This is a genomic window from Myxacorys almedinensis A, from assembly GCF_010091945.1.
Taxonomy (GTDB): Bacteria; Cyanobacteriota; Cyanobacteriia; order Leptolyngbyales; family Leptolyngbyaceae; genus Myxacorys; species Myxacorys almedinensis.
The window spans coordinates 40075-54374 of record NZ_WVIE01000016.1 but is presented as its reverse complement, the minus strand read 5'-3'; the positions used below and the strand labels follow the sequence as shown (position 1 = coordinate 54374).

Genomic DNA, 14300 nt, shown 5'->3' with positions numbered 1-14300 from the left:
GGTTTGGGGAGAGGGCAAGCGGTCTTATGGTAAATGCGTGCTGCCCATGAGATAGCGATCGCACTCTCGCGCCACCCCGCGACCTTCATTAATTGCCCACACCACAAGGCTTTGCCCCCGCCGACAATCTCCTGCTGCAAACACGCCCGGAATGCAGGTCGTGTAGTTTTCGTGCTCGGCTTTGATGTTGCTACGGGGGTCGCGATCGAGACCCAACGCGTCTGCCAACGGTTGCTCTGGGCCTAAAAATCCCATCGCCAGCAACACCAGTTGGGCGGGCAATACTTGTTCTGTTCCCGGAATTTGTTGTGGAATAAATTGCCCTTTGTCGTTTTTGCCCCACTTCACTTGCACGGTGTGAACGGCTTTCACCTGCCCATGTTCATCCCCTTCAAACTTTGTTGCTGTGGTGAGGTAGCCGCGTGGGTCATCGCCAAAGGTGGCGGCGGCTTCTTCTTGCCCATAGTCCATGCGGTAGACTTTGGGCCATTCGGGCCAGGGGTTGTCTAGCGATCGCTCGGACGGCGGCTTCGGCAAAATTTCGAGTTGAACCAAGCTCTGGCAGCCATGACGCATTGATGTGCCCACGCAGTCAGTTCCTGTATCACCGCCGCCAATGATCACGACATCTTTACCCTCAGCAGAGATAAAATTCTCGTTTGTGCTTTTGTTCAACACAGCTTGGGTGTTAGCGGTCAGAAAATCCATGGCGAAATGAATTCCCGTTAAATGTCGCCCTTCGATCGGCAGATCGCGGGGTTTGGTTGCGCCGATCGCCAGCACGACAGAATCGAAATCGCTCAGCAGGTTCTCGGCAGGTAAATCTTTGCCAACTTCGGTGTTGCAAACAAATGTGATGCCTTCGGCTTTCAGGAGGTTGATGCGGCGCAGAACAGCGTCTTCCTTATCGAGCTTCATGTTGGGAATGCCGTACATCAGCAACCCACCTGGCCGATCAGCGCGTTCGTAAACCGTGACCCCATGCCCCGCTTTGTTCAGTTGAGCGGCAGCCGCCAACCCTGCCGGCCCAGACCCAATCACAGCTACTTTTTTCCCGGTGCGCTGGGTCGGCGGTTCAGCTACGATCCAGCCTTCCTCCCAGCCTTTATCCACGATCGCATGTTCAATATTTTTGATCGTGACGGGCGGATTGTTGATGCCCAGCACACACGACCCTTCGCACGGCGCAGGACACACGCGACCCGTAAATTCTGGAAAATTATTGGTTTTGTGCAAGCGATCGAGGGCTTCGCGCCAGAGTCCACGATAGACCAGATCATTCCATTCGGGAATAAGATTGTTGATCGGGCAGCCGCTTGCCATGCCGCTAATTACAGTTCCCGTGTGGCAAAACGGGGTGCCGCAGTCCATACAGCGTGCACCTTGGTTGCGGAGGTTCTCTTCCGGCATCGGCAAATGAAATTCGTCCCAATGGCGGACGCGATCGCGAGGTGGCTGTTCGGAGGGCAACTCGCGGATATATTCGATAAAGCCAGTTGGTTTTCCCATGGTTTGATGTCAAAAATAGAAAGATGTGGTCACGGTGAAGATGAGGAATAAAAGCAGATTGAGGAGCGAATCGCATCTTGCAGCCGACCCGCTAAACCGCCCCAGCCCTCTTTGGCGGCAGAGAGAACAAGAGGTGAATTGGCTGTTTTCTCAGATTCTTCCAACGTACAAAATGAGGTTGATCAAGACCAGCAGAAGACGAGGAACCAGACACACGCCCGATCTGCCCAATTTTTAGCTGCCCCCAATGCGGGCAACATCGCGAACATTCGCTTCAAAGGCAGCACTCAGCGCTTCATCCCCACTCAAGCCATCGGCTAAGGCAGTCTGCAAGGCTTCTAGCACCCGCTTGTAGTCTCTGGGCATCACCTTGACGAATTTTGGCAGCATCACCTCCCAATTCGCTAGAACATGGCTAGCCTTCTGACTTTGCGTGTACTTGGCATGATTTTGAATCATCTCGTGCAGCGTTGCGATATCTTCTGCATCTTCGAGGCGTTCGAGTCCAACCATTTGAGGATTGCACCGCGTCGCAAAATCGCCTGTTTCATCAAGAATGTAGGCACATCCGCCGCTCATGCCTGCGGCAAAGTTGCGCCCCGTTTCGCCCAACACAACGACTTTGCCCCCCGTCATGTATTCGCACCCATGATCGCCAACGGCTTCAACAACCGCATTCACACCAGAATTGCGAACGCAGAATCGCTCACCTGCCATGCCAGAAATGTACACTTCACCCGACGTTGCGCCATAGAGAGCCACATTGCCAACGATAATGTTTTCTGAGGCCACAAACGTTGACTGTTTAGGGGGATATAGCAGAATCTTGCCGCCGCTCAATCCTTTGCCGAAATAGTCGTTGGCATCGCCTTCAAGTTCGAGGGTGACACCGCCCGGCACAAATGCCCCAAAACTTTGCCCTGCACTCCCCTGAAAATGCAGATGTACTGTGTCTTCTGGCAATCCATCCCAGTGGCGTTTGGTAATTTCGTTGCCGAGAATGGTGCCTACGGCGCGATTGACATTTCTGATCGGCAGGGTGGCTTTTACAGCGTTGCCCTGCTCGATCGCAGGTTTGCACAAATCGAGCAACACGGTTAGGTCAAGGGATTTTTCTAACCCGTGATCTTGGGCGATCTGGCAGTAGCGCCCCACTTCCCCTTCGACAGTGGGTTGGTAGAGAACGTTTGACAGATCAAGACCTTTGGCTTTCCAATGGGCGATCGCGGCTTTTGCCTCCAACACGTCTGTGCGCCCAACCATCTCATTCAAAGTGCGAAACCCAAGCGTTGCCATCAGTTCGCGCACTTCTTGGGCGATAAATCTCATGAAGTTTTCCGTGTGTGCGGGGTCGCCAGTGAAATTTTTCCGCAGTTGAGGATCTTGCGTTGCCACCCCTGCCGGACAAGTATTGAGGTGACACACGCGCATCATGATGCAGCCCAAGGTGACGAGCGGTGCGGTGGCAAAGCCAAATTCTTCTGCGCCGAGGAGGGCAGCGATCACTACGTCACGGGCGGTTTTCATCTGCCCGTCGGTTTCAACCACGATCCGCGATCGCAAGTTGTTGAGCACCAAGGTCTGATGAGTTTCAGCAAGACCTAACTCCCACGGCAACCCGGCGTGCTTGATCGAGGTTTGCGGAGATGCGCCAGTGCCGCCATCAAACCCAGAAACCAGCACCACATCGGCATGAGCTTTTGAAACCCCAGCCGCGATCGTGCCCACCCCCACTTCAGACACCAGCTTGACGCTAATTCGCGCTTCTCGATTCGCGTTTTTCAGGTCGTGGATCAACTCCGCCAGGTCTTCGATCGAGTAGATATCGTGATGGGGCGGCGGCGAAATCAGCCCGACACCCGGCGTTGAATGGCGCACCTTGGCAATCCACGGATAGACCTTCTTACCGGGAAGTTGTCCACCTTCTCCAGGCTTTGCGCCTTGTGCCATTTTGATCTGAATTTCTCGCGCCTGAGACAGATACAAGCTAGTCACGCCAAAGCGACCGGAGGCGACTTGTTTAATGGCGCTATTTTTCGAGTCGCCGCGATCGTTTGTCCAGGTGTAGCGATCAGGATCTTCGCCGCCTTCGCCCGTGTTAGATTTACCGCCGACTCGGTTCATGGCGATCGCTAAAGCTTCGTGGGCTTCCTTCGAGATCGAACCGTAGCTCATCGCCCCGGTTTTAAAGCGTTTCATGATCGCCTCAACCGACTCAACATCCTCGATCGGAACCGATTTGCGAGCTTTGAACTCTAGCAATCCCCGCAGCGTAAAATGCTTGTGGTTTTGCTCGTTTACCAAGGCGGCATATTTTTTGTACAAGTCGTAGCTGTTAGAACGAACCGCCTGTTGCAGCGTGTGAATGGTTTCCGGACTAAAGAGGTGAGCTTCCCCTTCTTTGCGCCATTGATACTCGCCGCCCACATCCAGCGTCTGACCATTGACGTCGCGATCGGGAAAGGCGCGCCGATGCCGCAATATTACTTCTTCGGCAATCCCCGCCAGATCAACTCCCTCAATTCGGGAGGCAGTGCGGCTAAAGTATCGATCAACCACCGAACGATTTAACCCAATGGCTTCAAAAATTTGTGCGCCGCGATAACTTTGCAGTGTAGAAATTCCAATCTTTGATGCTACCTTAATGACACCTTTGGTGACCGCTTTAACGTAGTTTTTGCACGCTGTTTTAGATTCCACATCAACCAGCAGTTTTTGACGAATCATGTCGTCGATCGTTTCAAATGCCAGGTACGGATGAATTGCCCCACAACCATAGCCAATCAGCGTCGCAAAATGATGCACCTCGCGGGGTTCACCCGATTCGAGCACCAGCCCAACTCGGGTTCGGGTGCCTTCACGGATCAGGTGATGATGCAGACCCGAAACCGCCAGTAGGGCGGGAATCGGTGCGCGATCGCGGCTCAAGGTGCGATCGCTGAGAATCAAAATAGTTGTGCCGCTTGCGATCGCCTGATCTGCCTGGTTGCAGAGATCTGCGATCGCGCGTTCCAGCCCCGTCACTCCCTCAGTAGGATCAAACAGAATCGGCAGTGTGACCGACGTAAACCCCCGTTCCGACACCGACTGAAGCTTCGCGAATTCTGCATTGCTGAGAATCGGCGTCTTCAACTCAATGAGATGGCAACTTTCGGGTTCTGGCTTGAGTAAGTTGCGCTCCGACCCAATCGTCGTTTCGGCAGAGGTGATAATCTCTTCTCGAATTGAATCAATCGGCGGATTGGTGACTTGAGCAAACAATTGTTGAAAATAGTCATACAGCAGTTTCGGACGATCGGAGAGCACTGCAAGCGGCGTATCTGCCCCCATCGAACCGACTGCCTCGACACCATCGCGCGCCATCGGAGTGAGCAAAATTCGCAAATCCTCGAACGTATATCCAAACGCCGTTTGACGCTGAATCACCGGGAGCAAATCAAGCGGCTGCGCCTCTGGGGCATCTTGCAACTGTGCCAGTTCGACCATGTGTTGGTCGATCCACTCGCGATAGGGCTTTTCTGTTGCGATTTGCGCTTTAATCTCGTCGTCGGCAATGATCCGCCCTTGCACCGTATCCACCAGAAACATCCGCCCAGGCTGCAACCGACCCTTTGACTCGATCCGTTCTGGCTCAATGGGCAGCACGCCTGCCTCCGATGCCATAATTACTAGATCGTCTTTTGTGACGTAGTAGCGCGACGGGCGCAGACCATTGCGATCGAGAATGGCTCCCATCTGGCTGCCGTCGGTAAACGCGATCGAGGCCGGGCCATCCCACGGCTCCATTAGGCAAGAATGATATTCGTAAAACGCCTTTTTCTCGTCGCTCATCGATTCGTGCGCCGTCCATGGCTCTGGCACCATCATCATCATGGCGTGGGGCAGCGATCGCCCTGCCAAAACCAGCAGTTCTAGCGCGTTGTCGAAGATGGTCGAGTCGCTGCCATCAATGTTAATCACAGGCTGAATTTTCTCAATGTCATCGCCAAACCCATCAGATTGAAACAGCGACTGCCGAGCGTGCATCCAGTTGATGTTGCCGCGCATCGTATTGATTTCGCCATTGTGGGCAATGTAGCGGTAGGGGTGCGATCGCTCCCAGCTTGGAAACGTGTTGGTACTAAAGCGCGAATGCACCAGCGCCAAGGCGCTCTCTAGGTCGGGATCGCTCAGATCACGATAGTACTGCCCCACCTGCACGGGCATCAGCATGCCTTTGTAAACAATGGTGCGGCACGACAGACTCGACAAATACCAGTAGGGATCAAGCTGCGGCTCTCGGATCGCGCGGTGCGATCGCTTCCGCATCACATACAGTTTGCGCTCAAACGCCAAATCGTCGGCGAGATCCGGCGAGCGCCCAATAAACACCTGCTCCATAAATGGCTCACTCGACTTTGCCGTGTTTCCCAGCATCGAGTGATCGGTTGGCACATCCCGCCAGCCCAAAACCTGCTGACCCTCTTCTGCTGCGATCGCTTCAAACACCCGTCGGCTTTCTGCACGCTCGATCGGATCAGGAGACGCATAGATCATCCCGACGCCATACTGCCCAGGCTCTGGCAAAGCAATATTGTCTGCTGCCGAAACTTTTTTGAAAAATCGGTGGGGCACTTGCATCAAAATGCCCGCTCCATCGCCCGTATTTGTCTCAGCCCCGCACGCGCCCCGGTGATCGATATTCAGGAGAATGGTGAGTGCTTGCTCGACGATCGAGTGAGATTTCTTCCCCGATCGGTGCACGATGAACCCAACACCGCACGCATCATGCTCAAACTGTGGATCGTATAGCCCCTGTTTCGGCGGTAATCCGTTTCTATTCATTATGTGTTGCTGGCAAAAAGGTGGTCTAAACGTGGTAAGCGGTGCAGAGGAGAAGTCGTCTAGAGGGTAGGATGCGAGTCGTTCCGGCTAGTCAAGCCATTTTCTAATAAGAACGCCTCTTAAACCTGAAGTCTTAAGGAAATTGTCATATCTCAGGGGCATCAAGGGTGGTCGCTCTCTAAGAGGTAAGCAATGAAATTACCACAACATCAGAGTTTTACGCTCTAAGCTTTACGTCCTAAGTTTCACGCTCTAGCTCTACTGAGGATAGGAGTTCAACACTCCCGCTTCTGCAACCAAAAGATTAGAGTGAAAGCAACTCTTGACGCTTACCCAAACTGGCACTGGCATTAAAGATGGCAATGCAAGAACTATTAGCAGAGACAGAAAAAATGCTCTTAACAAAGTTTGATAAAAGCATTTCGTTTTACAATCAAATCGCGTTGACAAAATTTTTAATGCAACACTACTTAACTGCTACAGATACCGTTATAAATTATTGTCCGGAGGTTTTCAGTAACTATCATTACCGCTAACCGTTCGCAGGGCTAAACGATGATTTGCCTGGTTGAGCCGATCCGCGATCGCTTCGCGCCAAGGCAAGCTCACCTTTGAATCGGCTAACACCGCTTGAGCGAGTTCTCGATAAAACGCACTGCGGACGACATCGACTTGCTCTAGGCTATCGAGATTGTCGTAAACCATTTGAGGAGAAACGTGCATCATATTTTCTCTCGTAGAAAGCTTGAAATGAATAGATGAACGGGCGATTTCATCTTTTATGATCGCTAAGATTAAAGCAACTCATCCAGCAAGTTTACAGATTGTGTAGCTTCTTTACAGTAGTTAAGAATTCGATAACTATAGTTTTTATAACACCGCTACCCTGTTCCTCAGACTTCTACAGCATTGCTTCTTGATTCGCGATCGAGCGCTGCTCTAGGACGCTCTCTTCCAGGAGTTGGTCTTCCAAAATTTTTTCGGGAATCATTAGGGGCTGACCACTTTCTAAGGTCGCTTCTAGGTGAAGCAGGGCTTCTGTCGGTGCAGGCAACCCATCGGGAGGGGCGATCGTGAGCGTTTGAGACGGTAACGACCCTGGTCTGAGCTTATCCAACGCTTGCTTCACAAACAGTTGCATGAACGGCAATCGCCGATTTTGCTCAAAAATGGTCTGCAAGATGCGCTGAAGCTTGGCTCGCTTAATGTCGCTAGACGCTTCCCCTTCAAAATATTCGATCAATGTCAAACCCGCCAATCGAGTTAAATAAGCGCCACTAATCCCTTGAATGACGCCCCCCGCAACAAAGGTTACGGCATTGGTTTTGAGAATACTTGCGATCGCTTGCGTCGAGATTTCCACAAGACCCAACTTCAGCATCAAACTCGCGATCGTCGTGGCAATGGTTTTCGCGTGTTCCAGGGAGAACTGACGCTGATACAGTTTGCTTAGATCCATCACCATCTGAGCGTTAATCGCTGCCGTTGCCAACAAATCTAACGCTGGGAACGGATTGGCAAACGCCGTTCCTGCCACAATCCACTGTGCCTGATCCACCATCGGCATGGCGCGATCGCGGCGCACTCGATTCAATGCACAATTTGCTTCAAATTTGACTTCCTTTAAATTGCTGAGCGAACTCGACAAAATCAACTGCTGTCCTTCTTGCATCAAGATCTGATTGAGCCGTTCAACGAGGGGCAACATCTGCGGATTCGGTTTTTCTAGCCATTCTTGGGTCATGCCATCAGCAAGCACCTGACGAACTCTGACCTCCTTCGGGTTGGTTGCGATCGCAATCACATCGCGCGGCGGCAGCATTCCCTGGACTCGTTGCCGTAGTTGAGTCAGAACGATCTGCTGCTCTTCAGGACGATACTGATCGCGTTTATTTAACAACAGAATTAATCGCTTTTGAGCCGTTGTGATGCGCTCGATCGCGTGCAGTTCTGTCGCCGTCAAATCGCCATTGGTCACAAACAGCACCAGATCAGACGACCGCGCCAACTGCCAGGCATCCCGCTCGGCAATCATTCCGTCTTCTGTTGCTGCAAATAATTCGGGTGTGTCGTTGATCACCAATTTCTGCGAGACTGGTGATTCCCAACTGCCACTCAGCCACTGAGCTAGCGTGGTTTTACCAACCGATTTGCCACCCATGACAACGAGGCGAAGTTCATCGCGCTGAAGCTCTTTTGTGGCGTGGTTAACCTGCGATCGCAAGTTTGACAACTGCTGGGCGCTACCGTCGTGGCTCAGATCCTTGACCTCAAACGCCAGTTGATCGATCGCGCCCTCTGTGTCGGTCAGCGCCGCTTTCACCGTCGTCAAGCTGAGAGGAGCCGCTTTCGGTGACATCGGTTCGAGGGGTTGGAACTTCAACACTGCCCAGGCGATCCCACTGCCAATGACGATCGCAGGCAGCCAGTCTCCCAAGGTTTGGTTCAATCCATCAAACCCTAGCGCAAGCAGGGTCAACCCCATACCACTGTAAATAAGCGGACGACGCCACTGAACAGCCATTTGCAACACACTTCGCTGACTACTGACTCCCAGGATAAAGCAAAGTCTCGCGATTCGTGCAGGCAACTTGCCCAAATGCAAAAGACCCCGGTTGCTAGAACTAGGGTCTTCTACATCGTTTATATGGTGGCGGGGCATGGATTTGAACCATGGACCTTCGGGTTATGAGCCCGACGAGCTACCAGACTGCTCTACCCCGCGTCGCCTTATCTAAGATAACGCAAAAATCCATAAGTTGCAATCTTTTGGTCAGAAGGTGAAGATGGAAGGGCTTTTTATCTCAGAGCTATGGCAACTTGGCATTGTATGAAGCAGTGCGGGGCGTGTTGCAATCTCGATCCGAGCGATCGCCCTGATCTTGAAGACTATCTCACTCCGGATGAACTCGCGCTCTACCTCAGCATGGTGGGTCACGATGGCTGGTGCGTCAATTACGATTCGTTCAACCGCGAATGTCGCATTTATGAAGAGCGTCCGCGCTTTTGCCGAGTCACCCCAGAGACGTTTGAGAGACTGTACGGCATTGAGCCAGAGGAATTAGATGAGTTTGCGATCGCTTGTTGCCATGAGCAAATCGAAGGAGTGTACGGCGATCGCAGCCTAGAACTCTTAAGATTCGATCGAGAAGTAGGAATGGGGTAGCAAAATCTCGGCAATGCAGGTAAACTGCTAGATAATGAAAAGAAAATGAAATCTAATTTCCGTCATGACGATGACTCCCCTCCCCTCCCCTAACAGTTTAGAAACCCATGAGCCTTCGCTGCTAATTGTGAGCGAACAGCCTCTAAACGTTTCTACTCTGTCTGCCAAAGGTCACTTTCTCAGCGCGTTTGGCTCAACATTTGTGACGATCTTTTTAGCAGAGTTGGGGGATAAAACTCAGGTCGCAACCCTGCTCATGAGCGCCCAATCTCACGCACCATGGATCGTGTTTGCGGGGGCAGCGTCTGCCCTAGTTTCAACAAGCTTGATTGGGGTGATCATCGGTCGCTGGCTCTGTCAAAATCTCTCTCCCAGAACCCTTGAGAAAGCAACAGGCTGTTTGCTGCTCGTGATCTCGATGCTGCTAGTACTAGATATTGTGAGGATGTAGGCGATGGATTGGCAGCTACTCGGAATTAGTTTTGTAACAGTGTTCTTAGCCGAATTAGGAGACAAAAGCCAGCTTGCTGCGATCGCGCTGAGCAGCAACGTTAAAAACTCCCCCAAGGCGATCTTCTTAGGTACGATCGCCGCTCTGATCTTGGCAAGTGCGATCGGGGTTTTAGTCGGAGAAGGAACAGCCCAGCTTTTGCCAACACGCTGGACAAAAATTGTCGCTGCCGCAGGATTTGCGGGGATGGCAATCCGACTACTCTGGTTTTCGTCTACCCCAGACGAACGAGAATGTCTGTAGCGCTGGCTCAAAGGTTTTGGAAAGTTCTGGCAGATACTCAAACAGGTCGTCAAATGGCGTCAAAGACATGATTTGCTGTTCAAGAACAGAGAGTGTGATTGGCGCAAAAATATTGACAAAACAAATTGACAAAATAAAGCCCCCAGCATGACTGGAGGCAATTAGAGTTCACCGCATCTAAATAAATTAAGCAACTAAGCAGTCTTAGAAAGCTGCTCAACATTCCAAAGCAACAGCATTCCTCCTGCGCTCAGCTTAAACACCTCAATCAGCCAATAGCTCAGATGAAGCTGATTCATCCCTGCCGGAATTGCCGCTGGCTCAAACAGATTGAGTTGCAATCCTAAAGCGCTCATGTGGGGAGTGAGAAAATAGGTGCAAGTAAAACTTGCGATCAGCAACAATAGCGAAAACATGACATGGCTTGGCTTCCGAATGTGCCCTAAATGATATTGCGTAAAAACGCTCGTGAGGACGAGAGCCGCACACAGTAATTCGAGACGATTGAAAGCTCCAAAAAGGCTATAGCCAGCCGTTGCAAAGTCAGGTTGAGTAAGCATTCCAGCTTGATATAGACTAGGCATGATTACCATGTCTAGAAACAAACTACTACTGATCCAAAAGCCCAAGGTAAAGATAAGAACCTTATGCCAGATGACGGGTTTTGAAGCAACGTGGGAAACCGCAGCCATTGGGTAAACCTATATTTGATTAATGTTCTAATTTGAGCTTAACAAAATCATTTTTGCTTGGCTGGGAATGCACAAGAAACTTATCAAAATTGCTTCTACTTTTCTAAAGCAAATGGGTCTAGCTTCAAGAAGAAAACTAGACCCATTTCATTAATCAACAGCAAACTAAAATTGATTCAGTAGAGGTTTACATTTGCTGCAACCTGCGATCGAAAGAAAATGTGAGAATCATTCACTTTCCTCCTTTTCTTCGCAGTAGTACAACTTAGATTTACGCATTAGATTTACACAGTGCCACAACAGTGACAGGTGGATGCGATCTGAGGTTGCAGTGGCTTTGGGTGGGGGGACACAGACCCAAAAGCTAAAGTAGAGATTGAGGAGAAATATCTCTCTGCGTCTTGTCTACTAAATTAGCATCGTTGCCCTGTCTTGAGGTTGAGTCGTAACAGAGCAAGAGCGAATTTAATAGAAGTTAACGATTGCTTAAAAGACAGAAATCTAATTGAATGAAAAGCAGATTACAGCAACGGTTTCACCCTAAAAATAGTGAGTATTTGTACTCAAATTACTAATATTAGAAGCAGTAAAACGTGCCATGAATAGACAAAAATTAGGTGTCTTGCTCTTAGGTATTTCAATCGGAACCGCCCTCTTGGCGGCACTCAGCAGCATTTCTAGCTCTGCTCAAGCCGTCCAGCTATCAGATGGAACTGTTTTCTTTATATCGCCGCCTCGCCTAGAGGGAGCCTCAACCACGCAAAACTCTGCTCGGGCGTGGGTTGTAACGTATTACTTCACGGTGACAATTCCTGAAAATGCGGGAGAACCGTTGCAGAAAGTGACGATCGCTCAGGATGAAAATACAGATACGGTCAGATTTTCCTTAAGAGAAACCGAGGCATTTGAAGGATCACGGGGGCGGCTGGGAGCAACGTTGCCCCTGGGTGGTGTGAGCAGCGACCCAAAAACAAGGGCAGTGACGGTGACGTTTAACCCACCTGTGGAGCCTGGGAAAACGGTAACGATCGCGCTGTCTCCTCGGGCAAATCCAGACTATGCTGGGGTGTATTTGTTTGGGGTAACCGCCTTTCCACCGGGAGAAAAGCCTCACGGTCAGTTTCTAGGCTTTGGGCGCTTCAACATTTACAGTAGTGGACTAGACGCCTTTTTTAGATTCCGCTAGCCAAACGTTGTTCCGTTTGGTAGGGGGCAAAGCTGGCGGATCGTTGCTTGAGGAGGCTAGAAATTTCGATCGGGTCAAGTTGGGGATCGAGGGTTGAAGGGTGATGTAGAGGCATAGCCGCAAAGCAGTGCAGAACAGACAAAACCGACCCTTCTGAGTTCAGAACGATCGGTCTTAACCATGATTGAATCTTTGGAATTGAATCTTGATAATTAAGCTTGTCTTCTAGCAAGAAAGCCTTTGATTTGAACAAGTGCTGCTGCGCCAATTTTAGAAACTGCCCAGCCTCCAGCTAACAAGACGGGCAACAAAACCACCAATACGCGCCAATCCATACTAGTGCTTTCTCCTCTTAAGGGTGTTCATTATTCTTTAAGTTTTAGCGCATTTGGTGGCGTTTTCAAAGTAGTCTTCTCAGGTTATTTACATTTGTACACAAAAACCGGGATCTGTGCCTTTACCAGCGTGGACGAGAGCCAGCTTTTCGTAGCGCTGAGCATGGTCGATCAGATGGGCGACTTCAGAATCGGAAAGGGGGCGGAGAGGTTTGGCAGGAACTCCGACAACCAGCGATCGCGGCGGTACATCTTTTGTGACAACCGAGCCTGCGCCGACGATGCTGCCCGCCCCAACCCGGACGCCATCAAGTACGATCGCACCAATGCCGATGAGACAACCCCGTTCGACTTGGGCACTGTGAATAACGGCACGATGCCCAACGGTCACAAAGTCTTCAAGTACCGTGGGGTTGCCTGGGTCTCCATGCAAAATTGCCCCGTCTTGAATATTGGTGCTTGCTCCGAGCCGAATGCGTTCGACGTCGCCTCGAACAACTGCGCCATACCAAATGCTAACCCCGGCGGCAATCTCAACCCAGCCGATCACCGTTGCATTGGGGGCAACAAAAGCGGCTTGAGAGAGGTCGGGTTGAGTCCAGAAGGGGGAGTTTGGCATCGAAAATGGTGTCAAAATGATCCACTGGGGTTGAGGATGATTCTAGGAAGGGGGAAAACATCGCCAGTTATAATGATTTCACGATTGTCGGCGCACAGATCACCGTTTGAGCAAACTTTTGAGCGATCGCGTTTCATGATCAATTCCAGCTTCCAATATCCTATTTTCGGACCCGAAATCCAGTGTCCTCACTGTCGCCAGACAATTCCGGCGCTCACGTTGACGGATACCTACTTGTGTCCTCGTCATGGCGCGTTTGAGGCAAGCCCTGATTCGGCGGAGCTTGTTCATCTCCAATCGGGGCGGCATTGGCGGCTCTGGAACGACGAATGGTATCGGCAACACACCCATCCTGATGGCATTCGCTTTGAGATTCATGAAGCGTTGGATCGGCTCTATACACAAGGTTACCGGGCAACGCGGGTGGTGATTGCTCAGCGCTATAAAGAGTTGATTAGCACCTATCTAGAGCGCAGTACGCCTTGGCGGGGACAGAGCGATTCGCCAAAGCCGAGACTGTATGGGCTACCGGTGGAATTTAGTCCTGATCCCAAAGAGGAGCCATGTTGGGATGTGATCAATTTTGATCTTGAGAAGGAGCCGGGCGCGCCTGTTAGGTATCCGTATTTTCGGTTGTTTGAGTAATCGGTTGCTTGAGTGACCCCTAAAGAGTAAAGCTATGTAAAGATTTAGACAAGAGGACAGAAAATTTGGATTTTGGCATCTGGGCGCAGGAAACTGGCTGAACTGACTAGGATGGGAAGATAGCTAAATTCCCCTTTTGTTTCTAAATATGCATCACGTTTCGATCCGTTCGGCGGATATCTTTCGAGCGATCGCATTCTACGAGCAGCTAGGGTTCTCGGTTTGTGAACGGTTTACGACGGGGTATACCCTCGCCTGCTGGATGGAAGGATTGGGCGGACGGATTGAATTGATTCAGATCCCGGAGCCACAGCCTGCACCGGATGCGTTTGGGGACGAGCATTATGTGGGGTATTATCATTCGTCGTTTGACTTGACGGAACAAACGGATGATTTAGGCGGTTGGTTAGAGCATTTGAGACACAAGTTAGCGGCGCAAGCTCAGACGCTGAAAGTTTTGTTGGAACCAGAGCAGCAGATGATCGGCGATCGCGTCTATGAGGTCGCCTTTGTTGCCGATGCAGATGGATTGCCGATCGAAGTGCTGAGGCAGACGAAGTAGAGTACGAT

Annotated in this window: 14 protein-coding genes and 1 tRNA gene; 6 read left to right on the top strand and 9 right to left on the bottom strand. The window is 51.0% G+C overall.

All coding sequences use genetic code 11. From position 1 onward, the window contains the following. Positions 1-24 precede the first annotated feature (24 nt). The 5 genes from gltD to GS601_RS14395 all read right to left on the bottom strand — a co-directional run bounded on the left by gltD (position 25) and on the right by GS601_RS14395 (position 9058). Complete coding sequence (gltD, locus tag GS601_RS14415; RefSeq protein WP_162423991.1) at positions 25-1509, bottom strand: glutamate synthase small subunit; 1485 nt, start codon at positions 1507-1509, stop codon at positions 25-27. A gap of 234 nt (positions 1510-1743) precedes the next feature. Continuing rightward, a complete protein-coding gene (gene gltB / locus GS601_RS14410) occupies positions 1744-6333 on the bottom strand; it encodes a glutamate synthase large subunit (RefSeq protein ID WP_162423990.1) in 4590 nt (1529 codons plus the stop codon). A 513-nt stretch (positions 6334-6846) separates the two neighbouring features. After that, complete coding sequence (locus GS601_RS14405) at positions 6847-7059, bottom strand: hypothetical protein (protein WP_238393270.1); 213 nt, start codon at positions 7057-7059, stop codon at positions 6847-6849. 175 nt (positions 7060-7234) lie between these two features. Continuing rightward, a complete protein-coding gene (locus GS601_RS14400; protein ID WP_162423989.1) occupies positions 7235-8857 on the bottom strand; it encodes a slr1306 family protein in 1623 nt (540 codons plus the stop codon). 124 nt (positions 8858-8981) lie between these two features. Then, a tRNA-Met gene (locus GS601_RS14395) sits at positions 8982-9058 on the bottom strand. Positions 9059-9145: 87 nt separating this feature from the next. Between GS601_RS14395 and GS601_RS14390 the strand changes: the two genes are divergently transcribed. The 3 genes from GS601_RS14390 to GS601_RS14380 all read left to right on the top strand — a co-directional run bounded on the left by GS601_RS14390 (position 9146) and on the right by GS601_RS14380 (position 10253). After that, positions 9146-9499, top strand: a complete 354-nt coding sequence (locus tag GS601_RS14390; protein WP_162423988.1) for a YkgJ family cysteine cluster protein — start codon at positions 9146-9148, stop codon at positions 9497-9499. A gap of 64 nt (positions 9500-9563) precedes the next feature. Next, the gene (locus GS601_RS14385) at positions 9564-9950 is read left to right on the top strand and encodes a TMEM165/GDT1 family protein (protein WP_162423987.1); all 387 of its coding nucleotides are present in this window, start codon (positions 9564-9566) and stop codon (positions 9948-9950) included. Between the two features lie 3 nt (positions 9951-9953). After that, a complete protein-coding gene (locus GS601_RS14380; protein ID WP_162423986.1) occupies positions 9954-10253 on the top strand; it encodes a TMEM165/GDT1 family protein in 300 nt (99 codons plus the stop codon). Between the two features lie 194 nt (positions 10254-10447). Here the strand turns inward: GS601_RS14380 and GS601_RS14375 are convergent, their stop codons facing one another. After that, a complete protein-coding gene (locus GS601_RS14375; protein WP_162423985.1) occupies positions 10448-10945 on the bottom strand; it encodes a DUF4149 domain-containing protein in 498 nt (165 codons plus the stop codon). Between the two features lie 598 nt (positions 10946-11543). Between GS601_RS14375 and GS601_RS14370 the strand changes: the two genes are divergently transcribed. Further along, complete coding sequence (locus tag GS601_RS14370) at positions 11544-12131, top strand: DUF2808 domain-containing protein (protein WP_162423984.1); 588 nt, start codon at positions 11544-11546, stop codon at positions 12129-12131. Here GS601_RS14370 and GS601_RS23640 read toward each other — a convergent pair. From GS601_RS23640 to GS601_RS14360, 3 genes are all read right to left on the bottom strand, one after another. Continuing rightward, on the bottom strand, positions 12118-12246 hold the full coding sequence (locus GS601_RS23640; protein ID WP_274381985.1) for a hypothetical protein: 129 nt from the start codon (positions 12244-12246) through the stop codon (positions 12118-12120). The genes GS601_RS14370 and GS601_RS23640 overlap by 14 nt on opposite strands. Before the next feature lie 97 nt (positions 12247-12343). Then, complete coding sequence (locus tag GS601_RS14365; RefSeq protein ID WP_162423983.1) at positions 12344-12466, bottom strand: photosystem II protein Y; 123 nt, start codon at positions 12464-12466, stop codon at positions 12344-12346. Positions 12467-12554: 88 nt separating this feature from the next. Beyond that, positions 12555-13085, bottom strand: coding sequence for a gamma carbonic anhydrase family protein (locus tag GS601_RS14360; RefSeq protein WP_162423982.1), 531 nt, complete (start codon positions 13083-13085; stop codon positions 12555-12557). Positions 13086-13220: 135 nt separating this feature from the next. Here GS601_RS14360 and GS601_RS14355 point away from each other — a divergent pair, with 135 nt between their 5' ends. Continuing rightward, positions 13221-13730, top strand: coding sequence for a TIGR02652 family protein (locus tag GS601_RS14355; protein WP_162423981.1), 510 nt, complete (start codon positions 13221-13223; stop codon positions 13728-13730). A gap of 148 nt (positions 13731-13878) precedes the next feature. Beyond that, the gene (locus GS601_RS14350) at positions 13879-14292 is read left to right on the top strand and encodes a VOC family protein (protein WP_162423980.1); all 414 of its coding nucleotides are present in this window, start codon (positions 13879-13881) and stop codon (positions 14290-14292) included. The last annotated feature ends 8 nt before the right edge of the window (positions 14293-14300 follow it).

Bases quoted from the DNA above. Each gene is read 5' to 3' on its own strand.
- gltD (WP_162423991.1), bottom strand. From the start codon at position 1,509: ATGGGAAAACCAACTGGCTTTATCGAATATATCCGCGAGTTGCCCTCC.
- gltB (WP_162423990.1), bottom strand. From the start codon at position 6,333: ATGAATAGAAACGGATTACCGCCGAAACAGGGGCTATACGATCCACAG.
- GS601_RS14405 (WP_238393270.1), bottom strand. From the start codon at position 7,059: ATGATGCACGTTTCTCCTCAAATGGTTTACGACAATCTCGATAGCCTA.
- GS601_RS14400 (WP_162423989.1), bottom strand. From the start codon at position 8,857: ATGGCTGTTCAGTGGCGTCGTCCGCTTATTTACAGTGGTATGGGGTTG.
- GS601_RS14390 (WP_162423988.1), top strand. From the start codon at position 9,146: ATGGCAACTTGGCATTGTATGAAGCAGTGCGGGGCGTGTTGCAATCTC.
- GS601_RS14385 (WP_162423987.1), top strand. From the start codon at position 9,564: ATGACGATGACTCCCCTCCCCTCCCCTAACAGTTTAGAAACCCATGAG.
- GS601_RS14380 (WP_162423986.1), top strand. From the start codon at position 9,954: ATGGATTGGCAGCTACTCGGAATTAGTTTTGTAACAGTGTTCTTAGCC.
- GS601_RS14375 (WP_162423985.1), bottom strand. From the start codon at position 10,945: ATGGCTGCGGTTTCCCACGTTGCTTCAAAACCCGTCATCTGGCATAAG.
- GS601_RS14370 (WP_162423984.1), top strand. From the start codon at position 11,544: ATGAATAGACAAAAATTAGGTGTCTTGCTCTTAGGTATTTCAATCGGA.
- GS601_RS23640 (WP_274381985.1), bottom strand. From the start codon at position 12,246: ATGCCTCTACATCACCCTTCAACCCTCGATCCCCAACTTGACCCGATC.
- GS601_RS14365 (WP_162423983.1), bottom strand. From the start codon at position 12,466: ATGGATTGGCGCGTATTGGTGGTTTTGTTGCCCGTCTTGTTAGCTGGA.
- GS601_RS14360 (WP_162423982.1), bottom strand. From the start codon at position 13,085: ATGCCAAACTCCCCCTTCTGGACTCAACCCGACCTCTCTCAAGCCGCT.
- GS601_RS14355 (WP_162423981.1), top strand. From the start codon at position 13,221: ATGATCAATTCCAGCTTCCAATATCCTATTTTCGGACCCGAAATCCAG.
- GS601_RS14350 (WP_162423980.1), top strand. From the start codon at position 13,879: ATGCATCACGTTTCGATCCGTTCGGCGGATATCTTTCGAGCGATCGCA.